The following is a 16,627-nucleotide window of genomic DNA, read 5'->3' on the forward strand; positions in this document are numbered from 1 at the left end:
CCTCGAAACGCGAGGTCAGAACGCGAAAGCCGACATGATGCCGATGTTGACCACAAGCAGCGCACCCGCCGTCGGCAACTGCGCCTTGATCGGCCCGTATTGGTCCTTGAGCCCGAGCAACGCCGCGGGCACGATGTTGAAGTTGGCCGCCATCGGTGTGCACAGCGTGCCGCAGAAGCCGGCGAGCATCCCGAGCGCGAGCACCACGGCCGGATCGCCGCCGCCCTCGACCACCAGTACCGGCCAGCCGATCGCCGCGGTCATCACCGGGAAGGCGGCGAAGGCGTTGCCCATGATCATGGTGAACAGGAACATGCCGAGGCAGTACACGATCACCGCGACGTAGATCTTGCCGTCCGGCAACACCTTCGAGGTGATCACGCCGACCTGCTTGCCGACGCCCGACACCTGGAAGATCGAGCCGAGCGTGGCCAGCAGTTGGGGCAGCAGCAGCGCCCAGCCCATCGCCTCCAGCATCGACCGGCCCTCGTGCACGGGGACGCTGATCCGCTTCTCGCGGACCACCGACATGCCCACGACGAGCGCGACGATCGCGCCGACGCCGAGTCCGAGGATGGTCTCGCTGCCCTTCTGCAGCACCGGTTCGGTGCCGATGTGCCACTTCTTCACGAACACCGCGCACACCATCGCCACCACCGGGATGGTCAGTGCCGGGATGAAGATGCGGCTGCCGAGCCGGGACGCGATGGCGACCCGCTGCTCACGGCTGGTGGTGGGCACGGTGCCCTTGCCGGTGAAGCCGAAGCCGGCCAGACAGACCATCACCAGCACGGCCACGCCCAGCGGTTCGGCCGGGGAGGTCTTCTCCACGACCCGGGTGCTGTAGATGAAACCCGCGCCGAGCAGGCCCCAGAACGCGGCGCTGCCGAAGCGCTTGGGATTGCTGCGATCCACCAGCATCTGCGCGGCCATCACCAGGAAGACGGCGCCGACCAGCCAGAAGAACCATTCGACCTTGATCACTTGAGCTTCCCCTCGGCGGCGGAGTCGACGGCGGACGCCATGGCGGGGACGGCCCCCGTGCCGGCCGGCGCCGCGGCGAAGTCCCGGGCCAACGTGCGGTCCAGGCGCAGCAGTCGGGCGCCGTGGATGAGGAACGCGAAGACGGCGGTGGGGATCGCCCACAGCGCCACGTGCAGCGGCTCGATGTGCTGGTGGTACGTGGTGTTCACGAAGCCCGTGATCAGCAGGATGGAACCGACCGCCAGGAAGCAGTCCTCACCGAAGAACAGGCCGACGTTGTCCGCGCCCGCCGAGTGCGAGCGGATCTTCTCGCGCGTCTTCTCGGGCAGCGGGCCGTGGCTGCGCTCGGCGGCGCCCTCGGCCATCGGCACCACGAGCGGGCGTACCGTCTGGGCCGGGCCGCCCAGGCTGACCAGGCCCACGGCGGCGGTGATTTGGCGCAGTCCCAGGTAGAGCACCAGGAAGCGGCCGGTGGTCAACTTGCCGAAGCGCGCGATCAGCGTACGGGCCTGTTCCTGGAGGCCGTTGCGTTCCAGGAGCCCGATGACGGGCAGGGTGATGGCGAAGATCGTCACGCCGCGACTGGACGCGAAGCCGTTGCCGAAGGCGGCCAGCACTTCACGCGGCGACAGGTCGCCCAGCAGGCCGGTGGCCACACCGGAGACACCGACCACCAACAGGGGGTTGCGTCGGGTGGCGAACCCTACGATCACCAGTAGGACGCCGAGGAGCACAATCATTGCGCAGCCTTCCACGCTCGGGTCCTCGAACAGTGGGGACGAGGAGGTGCCGAGGAGGCTAGGCTATTGTTGAACAATCCCACAAGACCTTGTGAACGGCGCGGGAAATTGGTGTACTCCTCCCGCACCGCTCGTCGCACTCTGGGGGACTCCACCGTATGACCCAAGATGTCGACCTTGCCCGGACTTCCGGCGACGATACACTCGGCCGTCTGGCCGCCGACCGCGACCTCCTCGGTCGCGCCGGCACCGCGCAGCGCGTCGCGGAGGTGTTGCGGGATCGGATCGCCGAGGGCGCCCTGCCACCCGGCACCCGACTCTCCGAACAGGCCCTGGGCGCCGCCCTCGGCGTCTCCCGCAACACGCTGCGCGAGGCGTTCCGCACGCTGGTCGACAATCGCCTGGTGGTGCACGAGATGAACCGGGGCGTCTTCGTCCGGATGCTCGACCCCGACGACGTGACCGACATCTACGCCGTCCGACGCGCCCTCGAAGGCACCGGCCTGCGGGCGGTCTGTACGGCGGCGCCGGAGCGGATCGCGGCCCTGCACGCCGCGGTCGCGGGCGGCGAGGCGGCGGCCGAGGCGGGTGACTGGGCCGAGGTGGGCACCGCCGACCTGCGTTTCCACCGGGCCCTGGTGGCGCTCGCGGGCAGTCCGCGGCTCGACGAGTACATGACCCGCCTGATCGCCGAACTGCGCCTGGCCTTCCTGGCGATGCCCTCGGCGAGAGCGCTGCACGAACCGTTTCTGCGGCGCAACCGGGAGATCGTGGACCTGCTCGCGGGCGGCGACTTCGACGGCGCGACGGTGGTTCTGGACCGGTATCTCGACGACGCGTGCGAGATGATCTGCACCGCGATGCGAATGGACGGCGCATGAGCGTGAACGCCGACGCGGCCCCGACGGGCGACGGCTCGGATTCGAACTCGAACTCGGGCTCCGTCGTGATCGACCTCAACGCCGATCTCGGCGAGGGCTTCGGACGGTGGCAGCTCACCGACGACGAGGCGTTGCTCTCCGTGGTCACCAGTGCCAACGTCGCGTGCGGCTTCCATGCCGGGGATCCGGTCACCATGCGCCGGGTGTGCGAGCTGGCCGCCGAGCGCGGTGTGCGGATCGGCGCGCAGGTCTCCTACCGCGACCTGGCCGGCTTCGGGCGCCGGGCCATGGACGTGCCCGCCACCGAACTGGCCGCCGAAGTCGCGTACCAGATCGGCGCGTTGGAGGTGTTCGCGCGCGCCGCCGGTTCGCGCGTGTCCTATGTCAAGCCGCACGGGGCGCTGTACAACCGCACCGTGTGGGATGCGGACCAGGCCGGCGCGGTGGTGGCCGGCGTACTCCTGGCCGGCGGCGCGTTGCCGGTCCTGGGGCTGCCGGGCTCGCGCCTGCTCGAAGCCGCCGAGTCCGCCGGACTGCCTTGTGTACCCGAGGCGTTCGCGGACCGCGCATACACCGCGCGGGGCACCCTGGTGCCGCGCGCGGAACCCGGTGCCGTCGTTCACGACGGCGACCGGGTCGTGGCCCGCTCGTTGACGATGGCGCGTGAGGGCGCCGTCGTCGCCATCACTGGAGAGCGGGTCGCCGTCTCGGCCCGGTCGCTGTGCCTGCACGGCGACACCCCGGGCGCGGCCGAGTCGGCGCTGCGGGTCCGCCGCGCGCTGCTGGCCGCCGATGTGTCCCTGGAGCCGTTCGCGTGAGGACCTTGCCGGTGGGCCGACACGCACTGCTCCTGGAAGTGGACACGGCCGACCGGGCCGAGGCACTGCACGCCGAACTGCTGCGGCGGCGCGCGGCGGGTACGCTGCCGGCCGTCCGGGAGATCGTCCCGGCGGCCCGCACGGTCCTGCTCGACGGGCTCGCCGACCCCGCCGCGCTGGCCGCGGACGTCACGGGCTGGCGCATCCCGCCGCTGTCGCCGGAGGCGGGCGAGCACATCGAGATCGCGGTCCGCTACGACGGGCCGGACCTGGCCGAGATCGCCGAACTGTGGCGGGAGCCGGTCGAGCGCATCCCCGAGATCGTCGGGGCGATCACCTTCCGGGTGGCGTTCTGCGGCTTCGCGCCCGGTTTCGGCTATCTGACCGGCCTGCCCGAGCGTTATCACCTGGCCCGCCGGGCCACCCCGCGCACCGCGGTCCCGGTCGGCTCGGTGGGCTTCGCCGGGGAGTACGCGGGCGTATATCCGCGCTCGTCGCCCGGCGGCTGGCAACTGGTCGGCAGCACCGACGCGGTCCTGTGGGACGCCGACCGCGAGCCGGCCGCCCTGTTCGCTCCCGGTGTCCGCGTCCGCTTCGTGGCGGTGGAGCCGTGAGCACGGGACGCGGTGGCGTGGGCGGAGCCGAGGCGAGGCGGGCGGAGCGGGACAAGCCGCGCCGGGCCGAGGCGAGTCGGGGCGAGGCTCGCCGGCGGGAAGCCGGTCGCGGTGAGGCGGTGCAGCGCGATCCGGGGTCGGAGGGGCCTCGGGTCACCCACGTGAGTGACGCATCACGCACGATCGAGGTGATGCGAGCCGGCGCGCTCACCACCGTCCAGGACCTGGGGCGAATCGGCTTCGCACACCTGGGCGTACCACGCTCGGGCGCACTCGATCAGCCGGCCCACCGCCTCGCCAATCGCCTGGTCGGCAATCCCCCCGAGGCGGCAACCCTGGAGACCACTCTGACGGGCACCGCCGTGCGGGTGCGCCGAACCACCGTGGCCGCGGTGGTCGGCGCACCCTGCCCGGTCCGCGTCGCCGGTCGCCCCGTCGCCTGGGGCGCGGCGATCCGGGTACCGGCCGGCGCCGTCCTCGAGGTCGGCCCGGCCACCGCCGGCCTGCGCACGTACGTGGCACTCGCCGGCGGCGTGGCGGTCGAACCGGTCCTGGGCAGCCGATCCACCGACCTCCTGTCCGGACTCGGCCCGCCCCCACTCGCCGACGGCGACCTGCTCCCGCTCGGCGAGCCCACCGGCCCCGCCCCACCGGGCGCGGACGTCCACCGCCGATCGGGCCCGCCCACCGAACTGGTACTCCCCTTGGTACTCGGCCCCCGGCAGGACTGGTTCACCGAAGCCGCCCGAAACTCCCTCGGCGCCGCCCACTACACCGTGGCCTCGGCAAGCAACCGAATCGGACTACGCACCGACGGCCCCGCCCTGGCCTGGGCACGCACCGACGAACTCCCCAGCGAGGGCATGGTGCTGGGCGCGGTACAGGTCCCGCCCGACGGCCGCCCGGTCCTGTTCCTGGCCGACCACCCGGTCACCGGCGGCTACCCGGTAATCGGCGTCGTCCCCGAGGAACACCTACCCGCCGCCGCCCAAGCAACCCCGGGCACCCCAGTCAGATTCACCCCCACCACCCACTGAACCCCAACCCCACGCGGCCGTTCCAACCCCAAAAAAGCCCCCCACAAACGGGCCACCCAAGCCCACCCAAACCCGGCCCCACCCAGCCGAGACGCACCCCGCCACGAACGCCCGACCCACCCGGAAAGGCCCCTGGCGGGGGCAACCGCACCCTCCCCGCCGCTGCCGGCCGGTTCCCCCCGACCAACAAGCACGCCCCGCCACCAGCCCTGGGCCGGCCCCGGAGCCCGGCACGCCGACGGCGGCCGACCCGGGGCTTCCGGCGAGATGGGTGTGTTGCTCGGCGAACCCCGGCCGGCAGCGGCGGGGAGAGAGCGCTCGGGTCGAGTCCTCCGAAGGACCTTCCCGAGTGGGTCGGGCGTTCCCAACGAGCGTTGCGCGTTCGACTGCGGGTGGCCGGTGCGGGACTGGTCAGAGTCGATGGTGAGCCGCCGCCGTCGCCACATCCCCACCCCCTCCCCACTCCCTCCCCACCCCTTCCCCACTCCCCACCCGGACGCCTACTCGCCGGTAGCAGCCCCGAGCCCGCCTTCGCGGCCCGGCCCAGCCGCTTGCACATCACCCCCACCCACCCAGCAGCTCGCCCGATTTGTCCATGAGTTCATCACACCCTCACCCATGAATTCCTCACTCCGCATTGATGACGAATGCGACTTTCGGCGGCCTCGGGGCGCCGGCAGTGTTCCGGTTGGCACCCGGGCTTCCGGATGGAAAAGGAGTGCGATGAATCAGGGATACGCGGTCTTCTGCGACGCCGATCGGCTGTTCTACGACGCGCCGTATCGGCTCCGCGCGGACGACGCCGGCCTGGCCACGCACTACGCCGCGCTGAACCGCGCACTCCCCGACGGCTGGCTGCGCAATCCCTCCGGCGACTGGCTCGCGTTCCGGCCCGATCCGTGCGAACTGCCGGAGCAGGGCTGGAAGATCCACATCTCCGCCGTACACACCAACGCCGAGCGGGTGTTGACCGTCGTCTGGGACTACTGCATCCCGCGCGGCATCGCGTTCAAGTGCATGCCGAGCCCGTATCTGCTGCACAACCGCAACGGCAAGTACGCCGACCGCGCGGCCAGCGGCAAGTTCGTCACCGTCTACCCCGCCGACGACGAGCAGTGTCGCGTGGTCGCGGAGGAGCTGTCCGCCCTTCTGGCCGGCGAGCCGGGGCCGTACATCCTGAGCGATCTGCGCTGGGGCGTGGGGCCGGTGTTCCTGCGCTACGGCAGCTTCACCGAGCGCAACTGCCACGACGCACGCGGCGAGTTGTGTCCGGCGATCGAGGACGACACCGGCACGCTCGTCCCGGATCGGCGCGAACCCTCGTTCCAGGTACCGCCGTGGCTGGACCTGCCCGCGTTCCTGGAGCCCCACCTGGCCGCCCGCGCCGCGACCACGGTCGGCGAACTCCCGTACCGGATCGAGCGTGCGCTGCACTTCTCCAACGGCGGCGGGGTCTACCTGGGCCGGGATCCGCGCACCGACGAGCAGGTCGTCCTCAAGGAGGCCCGCCCGCACGCCGGACTGGGCGCCGACGGCGCGGACGCGGTCACCCGCCTCGAACGCGAGCGCGACGCCCTACGCCGGTTGAGCGGACTGGCCTGCACACCCGAGGTGCGCGACTGGTTCACCCTCGGCGATCACCGGTTCCTGGTCCTGGAGTTCGTCGAGGGCCGCCCGCTGAACACCCTCTTCGCACTCCGCCACCCGCTGATCGAGACCGACCCCACGCCGGAGTCCCTGGCCGACTACACCGCGTGGGCCATGCGGATCTACGGCCTCGTGGCCGACGCCGTCGAGGCGATCCACGCGCGGGGCGTGGTCTTCAACGACCTGCACCTGTTCAACATCATGATCCCCGAGGACGAACAGTCGGTCACACTCCTCGACTTCGAGGCCGCCGCCATCGACGACGACACGCGCCGTCAGGTGGTCGCCAGCCCCGGCTTCGTGGCGCCCGCCGACCGACGCGGCTTCGACATAGACCGCTATGCGCTCGCCTGTCTGCGGATCGCCCTGTTCCTGCCTCTCACCAGCCTGTTCGCGGTGGACCGGAACAAGGCCCGGCACCTGGCCCAGGTCGCGCTCACGGAGTTCCCGATCCCGGCCGGCTGGCTGGACCCGGCGGTCGAGGAGATCCTGCGCGGCTTCGACCCGGCACCCGAACGCGAATCCGGTACGCCTCCCGAGCGGGAATCCGGTACGCCCCCCGAGCACGCCCGCGCCGACATCCCCAAGCCCGAACACGCCCGCGCCAACGCCTCGACCCCCGAGCCGAACCGGGTGGGGACCACCACGCCCAACAGTTCGCCCACCGCCTCCGCCTCCCCCTCCGCCGGCTACCTCCCCGTAGACCTCGCCGACTGGCCGCGCTGCCGCGACTCGATGGCCCGGGCGATCATCCTGTCCGCCACCCCCGACCGCGAGGACCGCTGCTACCCGGGCGACATCGCCCAGTTCGCCGTCCCGGGCGGCGGCGCGTGCCTCGGCTCCGGGGCCGCCGGCGTGCTGTACGCGCTGGCCGAGACCGGGGCCGAACGCCACCCGGCGGGTGAGGAATGGCTGTTGCGCGCGACCAAGAACCCGCCCGCCGGCAACCCGCCCGGCTTCTACGACGGCCTGTCCGGCGTGGCCTGGATGATGGAGCGCCTGGGTCACCGCGATCGCGCCCTCGACCTGGTCGACCTGATCCTCGGTCAGAACCGGCACGGCCTCGGCGTGGACCTGCACAGCGGACTGGCCGGACTCGGCCTCGCCCTGGACGACCTCGCCCGCACCACCGGCGAACACGCCCTGCACGACCGGGCGTTGGCCTGGGCCGAACAGGTCGCCGACCGCATCCGCACCGGCCCCCCGTCGGCCCGAGCCGGCCTCCTGTACGGTGCCACCGGCGGCGCCCTCCTCTTCCTGCGCCTGTACGAACGGCTGCGCGACCCGGGCCTGTTGGACGCCGCCGCGGACGCACTGCGCAGTGACCTGGCCCGCTGCGTGGTCGCCATCGGCGGCGCCCTGCACGTGAGCGAGGGCCGCCGTACGATGCCCTACCTCGGCGCCGGCAGCGTCGGCATCGCCATGGTCCTCGACGACTACCTCGCACACCGGCCTGACGAGCAATTCGCCGCCGCCCGGCTGGAGATCGCCCGTGCCGCCCGAGCCCGGTTCTACGCCCACCCCGGCCTGTTCCGGGGTACCGCGGGGATGATCCTGCACCTGAGCCGCACCACCGCCGACGAACCCGACACGCCCAACACACCCGACGCATCGGACACACCCGACACCCGTGCCGCCGACCTGCGTCGGCTGACCGACACGCTCTCCTGGGGCGCGATCCCCTACCGGGGCGAACTCGCCTTCGCCGGCGACCAGATGATGCGGCTCTCCATGGACCTGGGCACCGGCACCGCCGGTTGCCTGCTCGCACTGGGCAGCTCCCTGCACGACCATCCCGTGCACCTGCCCTTCCTCCCGCCGCCTCGGCGGCCCTGAAGCCGGTCCCGTTCTTCGCGGACCGAGGCAGAATCGGCCCACCCATCGGGCGGGCCGCGGCACCATCCCGTTCCACTACCGAGAGGAATGATCACCATGGCACTTCTCGACCTGCAGACGATGGCGGCGGAGGAGACCGAGCTCGGCGGCGGCGGCCACGGCGGCGACAGCAACGTGAGCCTCCTGCTGTGTGGCAACAGCAGCCTGAGCCTGCTTCAGTGCCACTGACCTCTGACTCTCTTCGGGAGGCTCCGAGCATGCCTCTGAGCACCCCGAGGTAGCCAGGGCGAGTCGACAGCGGTCCCGGGCGGCGGCATTCCGCCCGGGACCGCCGTTCGTGCAGTATCCCCGCACCCCGACACCCCCAACACCCCCAACACCCCAGCGACGAAAGCGAGGAACCGCGCCGGCATGGCCGCCACGGACCGCACCCCCGACGGCGCATCGGCCGCGCCCCCCGGGACCGCCCAACTGCTGGCCGGCGCCGTGCGCCACAGCCCGGGTCGCACCGCGGCCGTCTTCCTGTGCAGCGCGGTCGCCGCCGGCGTGGCGATCGTGCTCCCGGCCGTCCTGGGCCACACCCTCGACCTGCTGCTCGACGACGCCGACGGCCTGCACGGCGCGGTCGTCCTGTGCGCGGCGCTGATCGTCGCCGAGATCATCTGCACCGCCCTGGAGGCCCTGCTCGGCGGGGTCGTCACCGCCCGAAGTGCCGCCTGGTTGCGCCGACTCGGCGTGGACCACCTGCTCTCGCTCGCCCCGCACCGGGCCGGCGAACACGCCCCGGGCGATCTGGTCACCCGACTCACCGGCAACGTTGCCGAGGCGAGCACCGCGCCGACCACCGCCGCCGCAGGACTGGCCGCGCTCTTCGTCCCGATCGGCGGTCTGGTCGCGCTGGGCGTGATCGACCCGTGGCTGCTCGCGGTGTTCCTGGCCGGTGTACCGCTGCTGATCTGGCTGTTGCGTGCCTTCGCCCGCGGTTCCTCGGAGAGCGTCTCCGGCTACCAGAAGGTCCAGGGCGAGATCGCCACCCGACTGGTCGAGGCCCTGGGCGGCGCCCGCAGTATCGCTTCAGCCGGCGGCTCGGCCCGCGAACTCGGGCGGATCCTCGACCCGTTGCCCCGGCTGAACGCGCAGGGGCGGCGGATGTGGCAGGTGTACGGGCGGGCCATGGCGGGTGCGGGCATCCTGGTCCCGCTGCTGAGCACGGCGGTGCTCGCGGTCGGCGGCGTACGGCTGGCCGGCGGGCACCTGACCGTGGGCGAACTGCTCGCCGCCTCGCGCTACACCGCGCTCGCCGCCGGGCTGGGCGTGGCGGTCGGCGGCCTCGACGCGCTGGTGCGCAGCCGTTCGGCCGCGCGGCGCACCGCCGAACTGCTCGCGATCCCGCCGATGCGGCACGGCACCCGGGCGTTGCCGGCCTACGGTCCCGGTCGGCTCGAACTGTGCGGGGTCACCGTACTCCGGGGCGGCGAGCCGGTGTTGCGCGGCGTGGATCTAGTCGTGCCCGGCGGCACCACGATGGCCGTGGTCGGGCGCTCCGGCGCGGGCAAGTCGACGCTCGCCGCGGTCGCCGGGCGGTTGTGCGACGTGGACGCGGGCGTGGTGCTGCTCGACGGCGTGCCGCTGACCGAGATCGATCCGGCGCGGTTGCGCCGCGAGGTCGGCTACGCCTTCGAACGGCCCGCCCTGTTCGGCGAGACGATCGCCGACGGCATCGCCTTCGGGCCCTACCGACCGCAGCCCGCCGGGATCGAGGCCGCCGCCGCCGCGGCCGGCGCGGACACCTTCATCCGCCTGCTGCCCGGCGGGTACGCCGCGCCGCGCGCGAGCGCGCCGTTGTCCGGCGGCGAACTGCAACGCCTCGGCCTGGCCCGCGCCTTCGCGCACGCGGGCCGGTTGCTGGTGCTGGACGACGCGACCTCCAGCCTGGACAGCGTCACCGAACTGCGGGTGGATCGGGCCCTGGTCCACGACGTCCGCGCGGGTACCCGGCTGCTGATCGCCCACCGGGTGTCCTCGGCGGCCCGGGCCGATCTGGTCGCGTGGCTGGAGGCGGGCCGGGTGCGCGCGGTCGGAACACACGAGCGGTTGTGGGAAGAGGCCGACTACCGGGCGGTGTTCGTCGCCGCCGAGCCGGACGACGCGTCGCCGGGGCCTGGTTCGACCCGGGATTCGACCGGGACATCGAAGTATGGCCCGACCGGGGACGGGGATTCGACCTGGGAGGGCAGGTGACCGAGGACCGTTCCGGGGTGCCCGCCCTGGCCCGGCGTTTCCTGGCCCGACGCAAACGGGTGCTGGTCCGGCTCGGCGCATGGTCCCTCCTGGAATCGGCGCAGACCTTTCTCGGCGGCTACGGCGTGGCGATGGCGCTCGACCACGGTTTCCTGGCCGGTCACACCGGTACCGGCCTCGCCTGGCTGGCGGTCGCGGCGGTGGCGGTGATCTGCGGCGGGGCGGCCACCGGCGGGGTGTTTCGCGGACTGGCCGATCTGGTCGAGCCGTTGCGTGACGGGCTGATCCGCCGGGTGGCCGACCGGGCCCTGACCGAAGCGATCGAGGCCCCGTCGCGTGCGGCGGACGGCGCGGTGGTGTCGCGGTTGACCAATCAGACCGAACTCGCCCGGGACAGCTTCGCCGGACTGGTCCTGGTGGCCCGCTCGTTCGTCTTCACCGTGCTCGGCGTGCTGCTCGGACTCGGTGCGCTGGCCCCGGAGTTGCTGATCGTGGTGCTGCCCCCGCTGGTAATCGGCCTGGCCTTGTTCCTGGCCACGCTGGCGCCGATGGCGGCCCGGCAGCGGGTATTCCTCGACGCCGACGAGGCGTTGTCGACGCAGCTCGGCGCGGTCGCCGAGGGGCTGCGCGACGTGGTGGCGGCGGGCGCCGGGGAGTCGGTCGCGGCTCGGACGCGTGCCCTGATCGAGGCCGAGGCCCGGGCGGCGCGGGTCCTGGCCCGATGGGCCGCGGCCCGTACCGTCGCGCTGGGTGTGGCCGGGCAGTTGCCGGTGCTGCTGCTCCTGGTCACCGCGCCCTGGTTGTTGCGGCAGGGGTTGACCGCCGGAGCCCTGCTGGGCGCGCTGACCTACCTGACCCAGGCCCTGCTGCCGGCCCTGCACACCCTGATGAACGCGCTCGGCGCGGCGGGCACGCGGCTGCTGGTGGTTCTCGATCGACTGACCTCCGGGCCGCGAAGTGCCGCGCCCGGCACGCCGGTTGTCGAAGCGGACTGCCCACCGGCCGAACGCGGCGCCCCCGCCCGAGTCGAGATACGCGGGCTCACCTTCGCGTACGGTCCGACCGCCCAGCCGGTTCTGCGCGACCTGGATCTGACCGTCGAACCCGGCGAGCACCTCGTGGTGGTCGGCCCCAGCGGGATCGGCAAGTCGACGCTGACCGCGCTGATCGCCGGCCTGCTCGAACCCGACCGAGGCGAGATCCGGGTGGCGGGACGACCGGTCGCGCCGATCGCCGCCGAACCCTCCCGCCGACGTGTGCTCATCCCGCAGCAGGCGTACGTGTTCACCGGCAGCGTCCGGGAGAACCTGCTGTACCTGTGTCCGGACGGCGCGTCGCCCGCCGCGCTGACCGCGAGCGCGGCCGAGGTCGGTCTGCTGCCCCTGGTCCACCGGCTGGGCGGCTTCGACGCGCCGGTGGACCCCGCCTCCCTGTCCCAGGGCGAGCGCCAGTTGCTCGCACTCGGCCGGGCGTACCTGTCACCCGCGCCCCTGGTGCTCCTGGACGAGGCCACCTGCCATCTCGATCCGGCGGCGGAGGATCGGGCCGAACGGGCCTTCGCCGAACGGCCCGGGACGCTGGTCGTGGTGGCTCACCGCATCAGTTCGGCGCATCGGGCCGACCGGATCCTGGTGCTGGACGGGGCGCACGCGGTGTGCGGGACGCATCGGGAACTCCTGGACGGATCACCGCTGTACCGCGACCTGGTCGGCCACTGGCACGCGGAACGCATCTGATCGGCCGTCCGGGCTCCGGGGGCGGCGGCGTGCGGGGCCAGGAGGCGTGGCCCCGCCAAGTCCGCCACAAGAGAAACGGACGCTAGACCCACCCGGCGTCGCGCGAGATGCGGATCGCGTCGATCCGGTTGCGGGCACCGGTCTTGCGGGTGATCGCGCACATGTAGTTCCGTACCGTCCCGATGCTCAGCCGCAGGCTGCGGGCGATCTCCGGGGCCGAGGCGCCCTTCGCGGCGAGCGAGAGCACCCCCAGTTCGCGGGGCGTCAGCGGTGCGGTCGCGGCGCGCAGCAGGTCGAGCGCGAGCGTACCGTCCACGTAGCGGCGGCCATTGGCCATCAGTCTTATCGCGCGCGGCAGTTGCAGCGGTTGGGCGTCCTTGTCCACGAAGCCCAGCGCCTTGGCCTCCGCTGCCCGGCGCAGGCTGCCCGGCCGCGCGGTGGTGGCCAGTACCAGCAATGCGCAGTCCCGGTCGACGGGACGACTCGGTAAACGGGATGCGCCGGGACAGTCCACGTCCACCACGCATACGTGCGGACGTTGGGCGCGCGCCCGGTCGGGAGCGCTCTCCCAACTCTCGGCGACCACCTCGATGTCCTCCTCCCGATCGAGCAGCGCGGTCAGCGCCGATCTCATCAACTCCGTGTCGTGCACCAAGAGAACCCTGATCATGTCCGCCCCCAGTCTGTGCCGACGCGCTTGAGGTGCCCGCCAAGCACGTCGATAGGTACCCCATCCCGAGGGTCTCAGCACTACCTGTAATCGGATGATTCTTTAATGCGACATTCAGATCTCGGGTTCTCGTCTCCTGTCGAACCATGATCGAGCCGCGCCGCTATCAACCGAGGGTTCGAAGGACTTCGGACACGCCGCCCGCGCCATCGCCGGCCGGGGTATACGGGGCTTGCGCGCCGAGGAGTCGGCCGCCGAGGCCGAGGCCGGCGTCGGCTCGGGGCTCAGGCTCGGGGCTCAAGCTCGGGGCTCGGGCTCAGTCATCGTCGTCGTCGCCGAAGACCTCCTCCGCGAACATGCCGCCCAGGAAGCCCGCCGCCGCGCCGGTCGCCATGCCGCCGACCATCCCGCCCAGGCCGGAGCCGCCGCCGCGCGCGCCGGCCCGCGATCCGGCCTCGCCGCCGGTGTTCACCCAGGGGCTCGGCCGCATCGCGTCGTACGACGAACCGCCGTGCGGGGTACGTGCCGCGTACTCCTCGACGGCGCGCCGGATCCAGGTGTCCACGGTTCCCGCGAGGTCCTTGCTCAGGTCGGTGTGGTCGAGGCGGGTGCCGGTGTCGACGCCCAGGCCCGGGCCCGGGCCGAACGTTTCGCCGCGCGGGCCCACGCGCACCGAGACGTGGGTGGCGTTCGGGCTGGAGCGGAAGGACAACGCCACCTCCCCGCACCTGTCGGCGTAGCGCGGGGCAGCGTGGAACGCGACCTCCTGGCGGAACGGCAGGTCCTGCTCGGCGTCGAACCGACCCATCGTCGGATCGGCGTCCTTGAAGGTGAAGCCGAGCGCCAACGCCGCTTCCAGGACCCGCTGTTGCACCGGCAGCGGCTCGATGTCGACCGCGTCGGCGGCCTGCCGCTGGCGACGACCGTCCAGGGCCATCAGCGTGCGCAGCCCCACCGCCGGGTTCGCCAGACGTTGCCCCGCGATGGTGGTGAACGGCGCTTCCCAGGGCACGGGGAACGAGAAAGGCAACTCCCGCTCCTCCCGCGCGGCCAGCCGCAGCGGGCCGCTCACCACGGCGTCGGCGAACGGGATGGGGCCCTCGCCCGCGCCGGCGGGACGCCCGATGCCGGCCGCCGTCGACAGGACCAGGGACAACGTCACGCCGCCGACCTCGGCCGGGCGGCTGCCGCCGACGACGGTGACCCGGCCCCGGAGGGTTTCACCGGGCCGGGTCACGGGCGTCGACAACGTCGTCCGTACGTCGGGGGCGCCCACGCCGATGGCATCGAGAACACGGTTGAACACCATCTGGTGCTTTCCTTTCGGAGATGTGCGGTCGCAGATAGGAACGCGCACGAAGCTCCGATAGTTGCGTACTTGCGCAACTTTTAAATCACAGCACTCCGAGAGGGCCTACACGCCCGCCTCGCGCACCCGTTCGGCGAACTGCTCCGAGGTGACCACGTCGGCCGTGGACTGGGCCAGCACCACCAGCGCCGCGCGGTGCACCTCTTCGGCCGACATCGCGCCCCAGCCCAGGTCGGGGTGGTCGTAGGTGGCGCAGGCGTCGGCGATCACCAGCGTCCAGTAGTCGCGGAACATCGCGTCCCGGGCGGTGGCGTGCACGCAGTCCTCGGTGGTCACGCCGGTCACCGCGACAGTGGTGATGCCCCGACCGCGCAGCAGCATGTCCAGATCGGTGCCGTGGAATCCGCTGTAGCGGTGCTTCTTGACCACCACCTCGCCCTCGGCGGGCGCCACGTCGGGGTGGATCTCGCTCCCGGGCGTGCCGTCGACCAGTGCCTCGCCCGACGCGATCGGCGGGTACAGGTCGCCGTAGCGCCCCCGGTCGGAGCCGTCGGCGCGGTGTACGTGCGCGGTGTAGACGACCATGATCCCGGCCTTGCGACACAGGTCGAGCAGGCCGGCGAGGGTGGGCAACATGGCGCGCCCGGCGGGCGATTCCAGCGGCGCACCGGGAGAGATGAAGTCGTGCTGCACGTCGACGACGATCAGCGCGGTGCGCGCCGGATCGACGGTACTCACCTGGTAGCCCATGACGCGGACCTCCTCGACACCGTCTGGATATGGCGTGGAATTGACGGACGCCACAGTAGCTCTATATCCCGAGGTTGAGAAGATCCGTTCCCGGGACAGAGCCGGAGCCGGAGCCGGAGTCAGCGCGCCGCCAGTGTGTCGTCCACCCACTCGCTCGCGAGCACCTCATCCAGAACCAGACTGCCCGCGCCCAGCATGCACGCGTCCCGGCCGGTGACCGCCGTCGCGATCTCCAGGTCGCGGGTGGCCAGCGGGAGGCAGCGCTCGTAGATCGCCCCGCGTACGGCGGCCACGAACGGCTCGGCGGCGGACAGGCCGCCGCCCAGGACGAGCACGTCGGGGTTGAAGAAGTTCACCAGCGGGACCAGCACCTGCCCGGCCAGCCGGCCCGCGTTGCGGACCAGCGTGGTCGCCTCCGGCACTCCGTCGTTGACCAGTTCGACCAGGTGGCGCGAGGAGGTGACCTCGATGCCCTGCGCGCGCAGTATGCGGCGCAGCGCCGCGCCGCTGGCGTGCGCCTCCAGGCAGTCGGAGTGGCCGCACGAGCAGGTGACCGGCTCGGGCACGTGTACGGGGACGTGGCTGATGTCGCCGGCGGCGCCGCGTCCGCGATGCAGTCGGCCGGAGACGATGATGCCGCAGCCGATGCCGGTGCCGGCCTTGACCGCCATCAGGTTGTCCCGGTCCGGCCAGCCGTAGCGGTGTTCGCCGACCGCCATCAGATTGGCGTCGTTCTCCACCACCACGCGTACGCCGAGCAGTTCGCTCATCCGGCGGCCGATCGGGAAGTCGTTCCAGCCGGGCATCCGGGACGGGGCGACCACCTTGGCCTCGCCGGGGTCGACGGGTCCGGGCATGCCGATGCCGACGCCCAGCAGCGGCAGGTGCTCGACCTCGGCCTGACGCAGCGTCATGCGCAGGTTGTCCAGGAGTCGTTCGATCACCCGCTCGGGGCCTTCGGCGATCTCGCCCGGGAGTTCGTGTTCCAGGAGCACCCGTCCGGCCAGGTCGAGCACCGCCATGCGCACGTGGTGGGTGCCGACGTCGACGGCGACCACGACGCCCGCGTTCTCGTGCAGGCGCAGCTGCCGGGGCCGGCGGCCGCCCCGGGAGGCGCCCTCGCCGTCCTCGCGGAGCAGGCCGGCCTCTATCAGCTCCTCGACGCGCAGCGACACGCTCGACGGTGCCATGCCGCTCAACCGGGCGAGTTCCGCCCGGGATCGACCGTGCCCCTTGGCCACCAGTCGCACCAGGTCACCCGCGCTTCCACCCAACGTTCCACTCCCGTTCGAGGCACACCTGCTGCGGTACGGCAGTGACAGGAATAGCACACCCCGTAATAACCAGCAAGGCATTGACTTTAT

At 72.2% G+C, this 16,627-nt stretch carries 14 protein-coding genes; 8 read left to right on the forward strand and 6 right to left on the reverse strand.

All coding sequences use genetic code 11. The features are described from left to right. Positions 1-15 precede the first annotated feature (15 nt). Entirely contained in the window at positions 16-984 is a 969-nt protein-coding gene (locus tag ACMXN5_RS38280; RefSeq protein ID WP_439679510.1) for a DUF979 domain-containing protein, read from the reverse strand. After that, on the reverse strand, positions 981-1,724 hold the full coding sequence (locus ACMXN5_RS38285; RefSeq protein WP_439679511.1) for a DUF969 domain-containing protein: 744 nt from the start codon (positions 1,722-1,724) through the stop codon (positions 981-983). The genes ACMXN5_RS38280 and ACMXN5_RS38285 overlap by 4 nt, the downstream gene beginning before the upstream one ends. 158 nt (positions 1,725-1,882) lie before the next feature. Here ACMXN5_RS38285 and ACMXN5_RS38290 point away from each other — a divergent pair, with 158 nt between their 5' ends. The 8 genes from ACMXN5_RS38290 to ACMXN5_RS38325 all read left to right on the forward strand — a co-directional run bounded on the left by ACMXN5_RS38290 (position 1,883) and on the right by ACMXN5_RS38325 (position 12,534). Continuing rightward, complete coding sequence (locus ACMXN5_RS38290; RefSeq protein ID WP_439679512.1) at positions 1,883-2,605, forward strand: GntR family transcriptional regulator; 723 nt, start codon at positions 1,883-1,885, stop codon at positions 2,603-2,605. Then, the gene (locus ACMXN5_RS38295; RefSeq protein ID WP_439679513.1) at positions 2,602-3,423 is read left to right on the forward strand and encodes a LamB/YcsF family protein; all 822 of its coding nucleotides are present in this window, start codon (positions 2,602-2,604) and stop codon (positions 3,421-3,423) included. The genes ACMXN5_RS38290 and ACMXN5_RS38295 overlap by 4 nt, the downstream gene beginning before the upstream one ends. After that, positions 3,420-4,037, forward strand: a complete 618-nt coding sequence (locus tag ACMXN5_RS38300) for a 5-oxoprolinase subunit B family protein (RefSeq protein ID WP_439679514.1) — start codon at positions 3,420-3,422, stop codon at positions 4,035-4,037. Before ACMXN5_RS38295 ends, ACMXN5_RS38300 begins: the two co-directional genes overlap by 4 nt. Positions 4,038-4,228: 191 nt before the next feature. After that, entirely contained in the window at positions 4,229-5,074 is an 846-nt protein-coding gene (locus ACMXN5_RS38305; RefSeq protein ID WP_439681366.1) for a biotin-dependent carboxyltransferase family protein, read from the forward strand. A gap of 723 nt (positions 5,075-5,797) precedes the next feature. After that, positions 5,798-8,557, forward strand: a complete 2,760-nt coding sequence (lanKC, locus tag ACMXN5_RS38310; RefSeq protein WP_439679515.1) for a class III lanthionine synthetase LanKC — start codon at positions 5,798-5,800, stop codon at positions 8,555-8,557. A 96-nt stretch (positions 8,558-8,653) separates the two neighbouring features. Next, on the forward strand, positions 8,654-8,785 hold the full coding sequence (locus tag ACMXN5_RS38315; RefSeq protein ID WP_380027352.1) for a SapB/AmfS family lanthipeptide: 132 nt from the start codon (positions 8,654-8,656) through the stop codon (positions 8,783-8,785). Positions 8,786-8,968: 183 nt separating this feature from the next. Continuing rightward, positions 8,969-10,798, forward strand: a complete 1,830-nt coding sequence (locus ACMXN5_RS38320) for an ABC transporter ATP-binding protein (RefSeq protein ID WP_439679516.1) — start codon at positions 8,969-8,971, stop codon at positions 10,796-10,798. Next, positions 10,795-12,534 (forward strand): ABC transporter ATP-binding protein, encoded by a 1,740-nt coding sequence (locus tag ACMXN5_RS38325; RefSeq protein WP_439679517.1) that lies wholly within the window; start codon positions 10,795-10,797, stop codon positions 12,532-12,534. Before ACMXN5_RS38320 ends, ACMXN5_RS38325 begins: the two co-directional genes overlap by 4 nt. Positions 12,535-12,616: 82 nt before the next feature. Here the strand turns inward: ACMXN5_RS38325 and ACMXN5_RS38330 are convergent, their stop codons facing one another. From ACMXN5_RS38330 to ACMXN5_RS38345, 4 genes are all read right to left on the reverse strand, one after another. Beyond that, positions 12,617-13,204 (reverse strand): response regulator transcription factor, encoded by a 588-nt coding sequence (locus tag ACMXN5_RS38330; RefSeq protein WP_380003707.1) that lies wholly within the window; start codon positions 13,202-13,204, stop codon positions 12,617-12,619. A gap of 316 nt (positions 13,205-13,520) precedes the next feature. Continuing rightward, positions 13,521-14,513: a sporulation protein gene (locus ACMXN5_RS38335; protein ID WP_439679518.1), complete on the reverse strand. Its 993-nt coding sequence runs from the start codon at positions 14,511-14,513 to the stop codon at positions 13,521-13,523. A gap of 105 nt (positions 14,514-14,618) precedes the next feature. Then, positions 14,619-15,263, reverse strand: a complete 645-nt coding sequence (locus ACMXN5_RS38340; RefSeq protein ID WP_395793714.1) for an isochorismatase family protein — start codon at positions 15,261-15,263, stop codon at positions 14,619-14,621. A 119-nt stretch (positions 15,264-15,382) separates the two neighbouring features. Continuing rightward, a complete protein-coding gene (locus ACMXN5_RS38345; RefSeq protein ID WP_380003704.1) occupies positions 15,383-16,537 on the reverse strand; it encodes an ROK family transcriptional regulator in 1,155 nt (384 codons plus the stop codon). Positions 16,538-16,627: the final 90 nt, after the last annotated feature.

The organism is Embleya australiensis (assembly GCF_051903075.1).
GTDB lineage: Bacteria > Actinomycetota > Actinomycetes > Streptomycetales > Streptomycetaceae > Embleya.

Coding starts and splice junctions, on each gene's coding strand:
- ACMXN5_RS38295 (WP_439679513.1), top strand. CDS start 2,602: ATGAGCGTGAACGCCGACGCGGCCCCGACGGGCGACGGCTCGGATTCG.
- ACMXN5_RS38315 (WP_380027352.1), top strand. CDS start 8,654: ATGGCACTTCTCGACCTGCAGACGATGGCGGCGGAGGAGACCGAGCTC.
- lanKC (WP_439679515.1), top strand. CDS start 5,798: ATGAATCAGGGATACGCGGTCTTCTGCGACGCCGATCGGCTGTTCTAC.
- ACMXN5_RS38285 (WP_439679511.1), bottom strand. CDS start 1,724: ATGATTGTGCTCCTCGGCGTCCTACTGGTGATCGTAGGGTTCGCCACC.
- ACMXN5_RS38340 (WP_395793714.1), bottom strand. CDS start 15,263: ATGGGCTACCAGGTGAGTACCGTCGATCCGGCGCGCACCGCGCTGATC.
- ACMXN5_RS38320 (WP_439679516.1), top strand. CDS start 8,969: ATGGCCGCCACGGACCGCACCCCCGACGGCGCATCGGCCGCGCCCCCC.
- ACMXN5_RS38305 (WP_439681366.1), top strand. CDS start 4,229: ATGCGAGCCGGCGCGCTCACCACCGTCCAGGACCTGGGGCGAATCGGC.
- ACMXN5_RS38330 (WP_380003707.1), bottom strand. CDS start 13,204: ATGATCAGGGTTCTCTTGGTGCACGACACGGAGTTGATGAGATCGGCG.
- ACMXN5_RS38335 (WP_439679518.1), bottom strand. CDS start 14,513: ATGGTGTTCAACCGTGTTCTCGATGCCATCGGCGTGGGCGCCCCCGAC.
- ACMXN5_RS38290 (WP_439679512.1), top strand. CDS start 1,883: ATGACCCAAGATGTCGACCTTGCCCGGACTTCCGGCGACGATACACTC.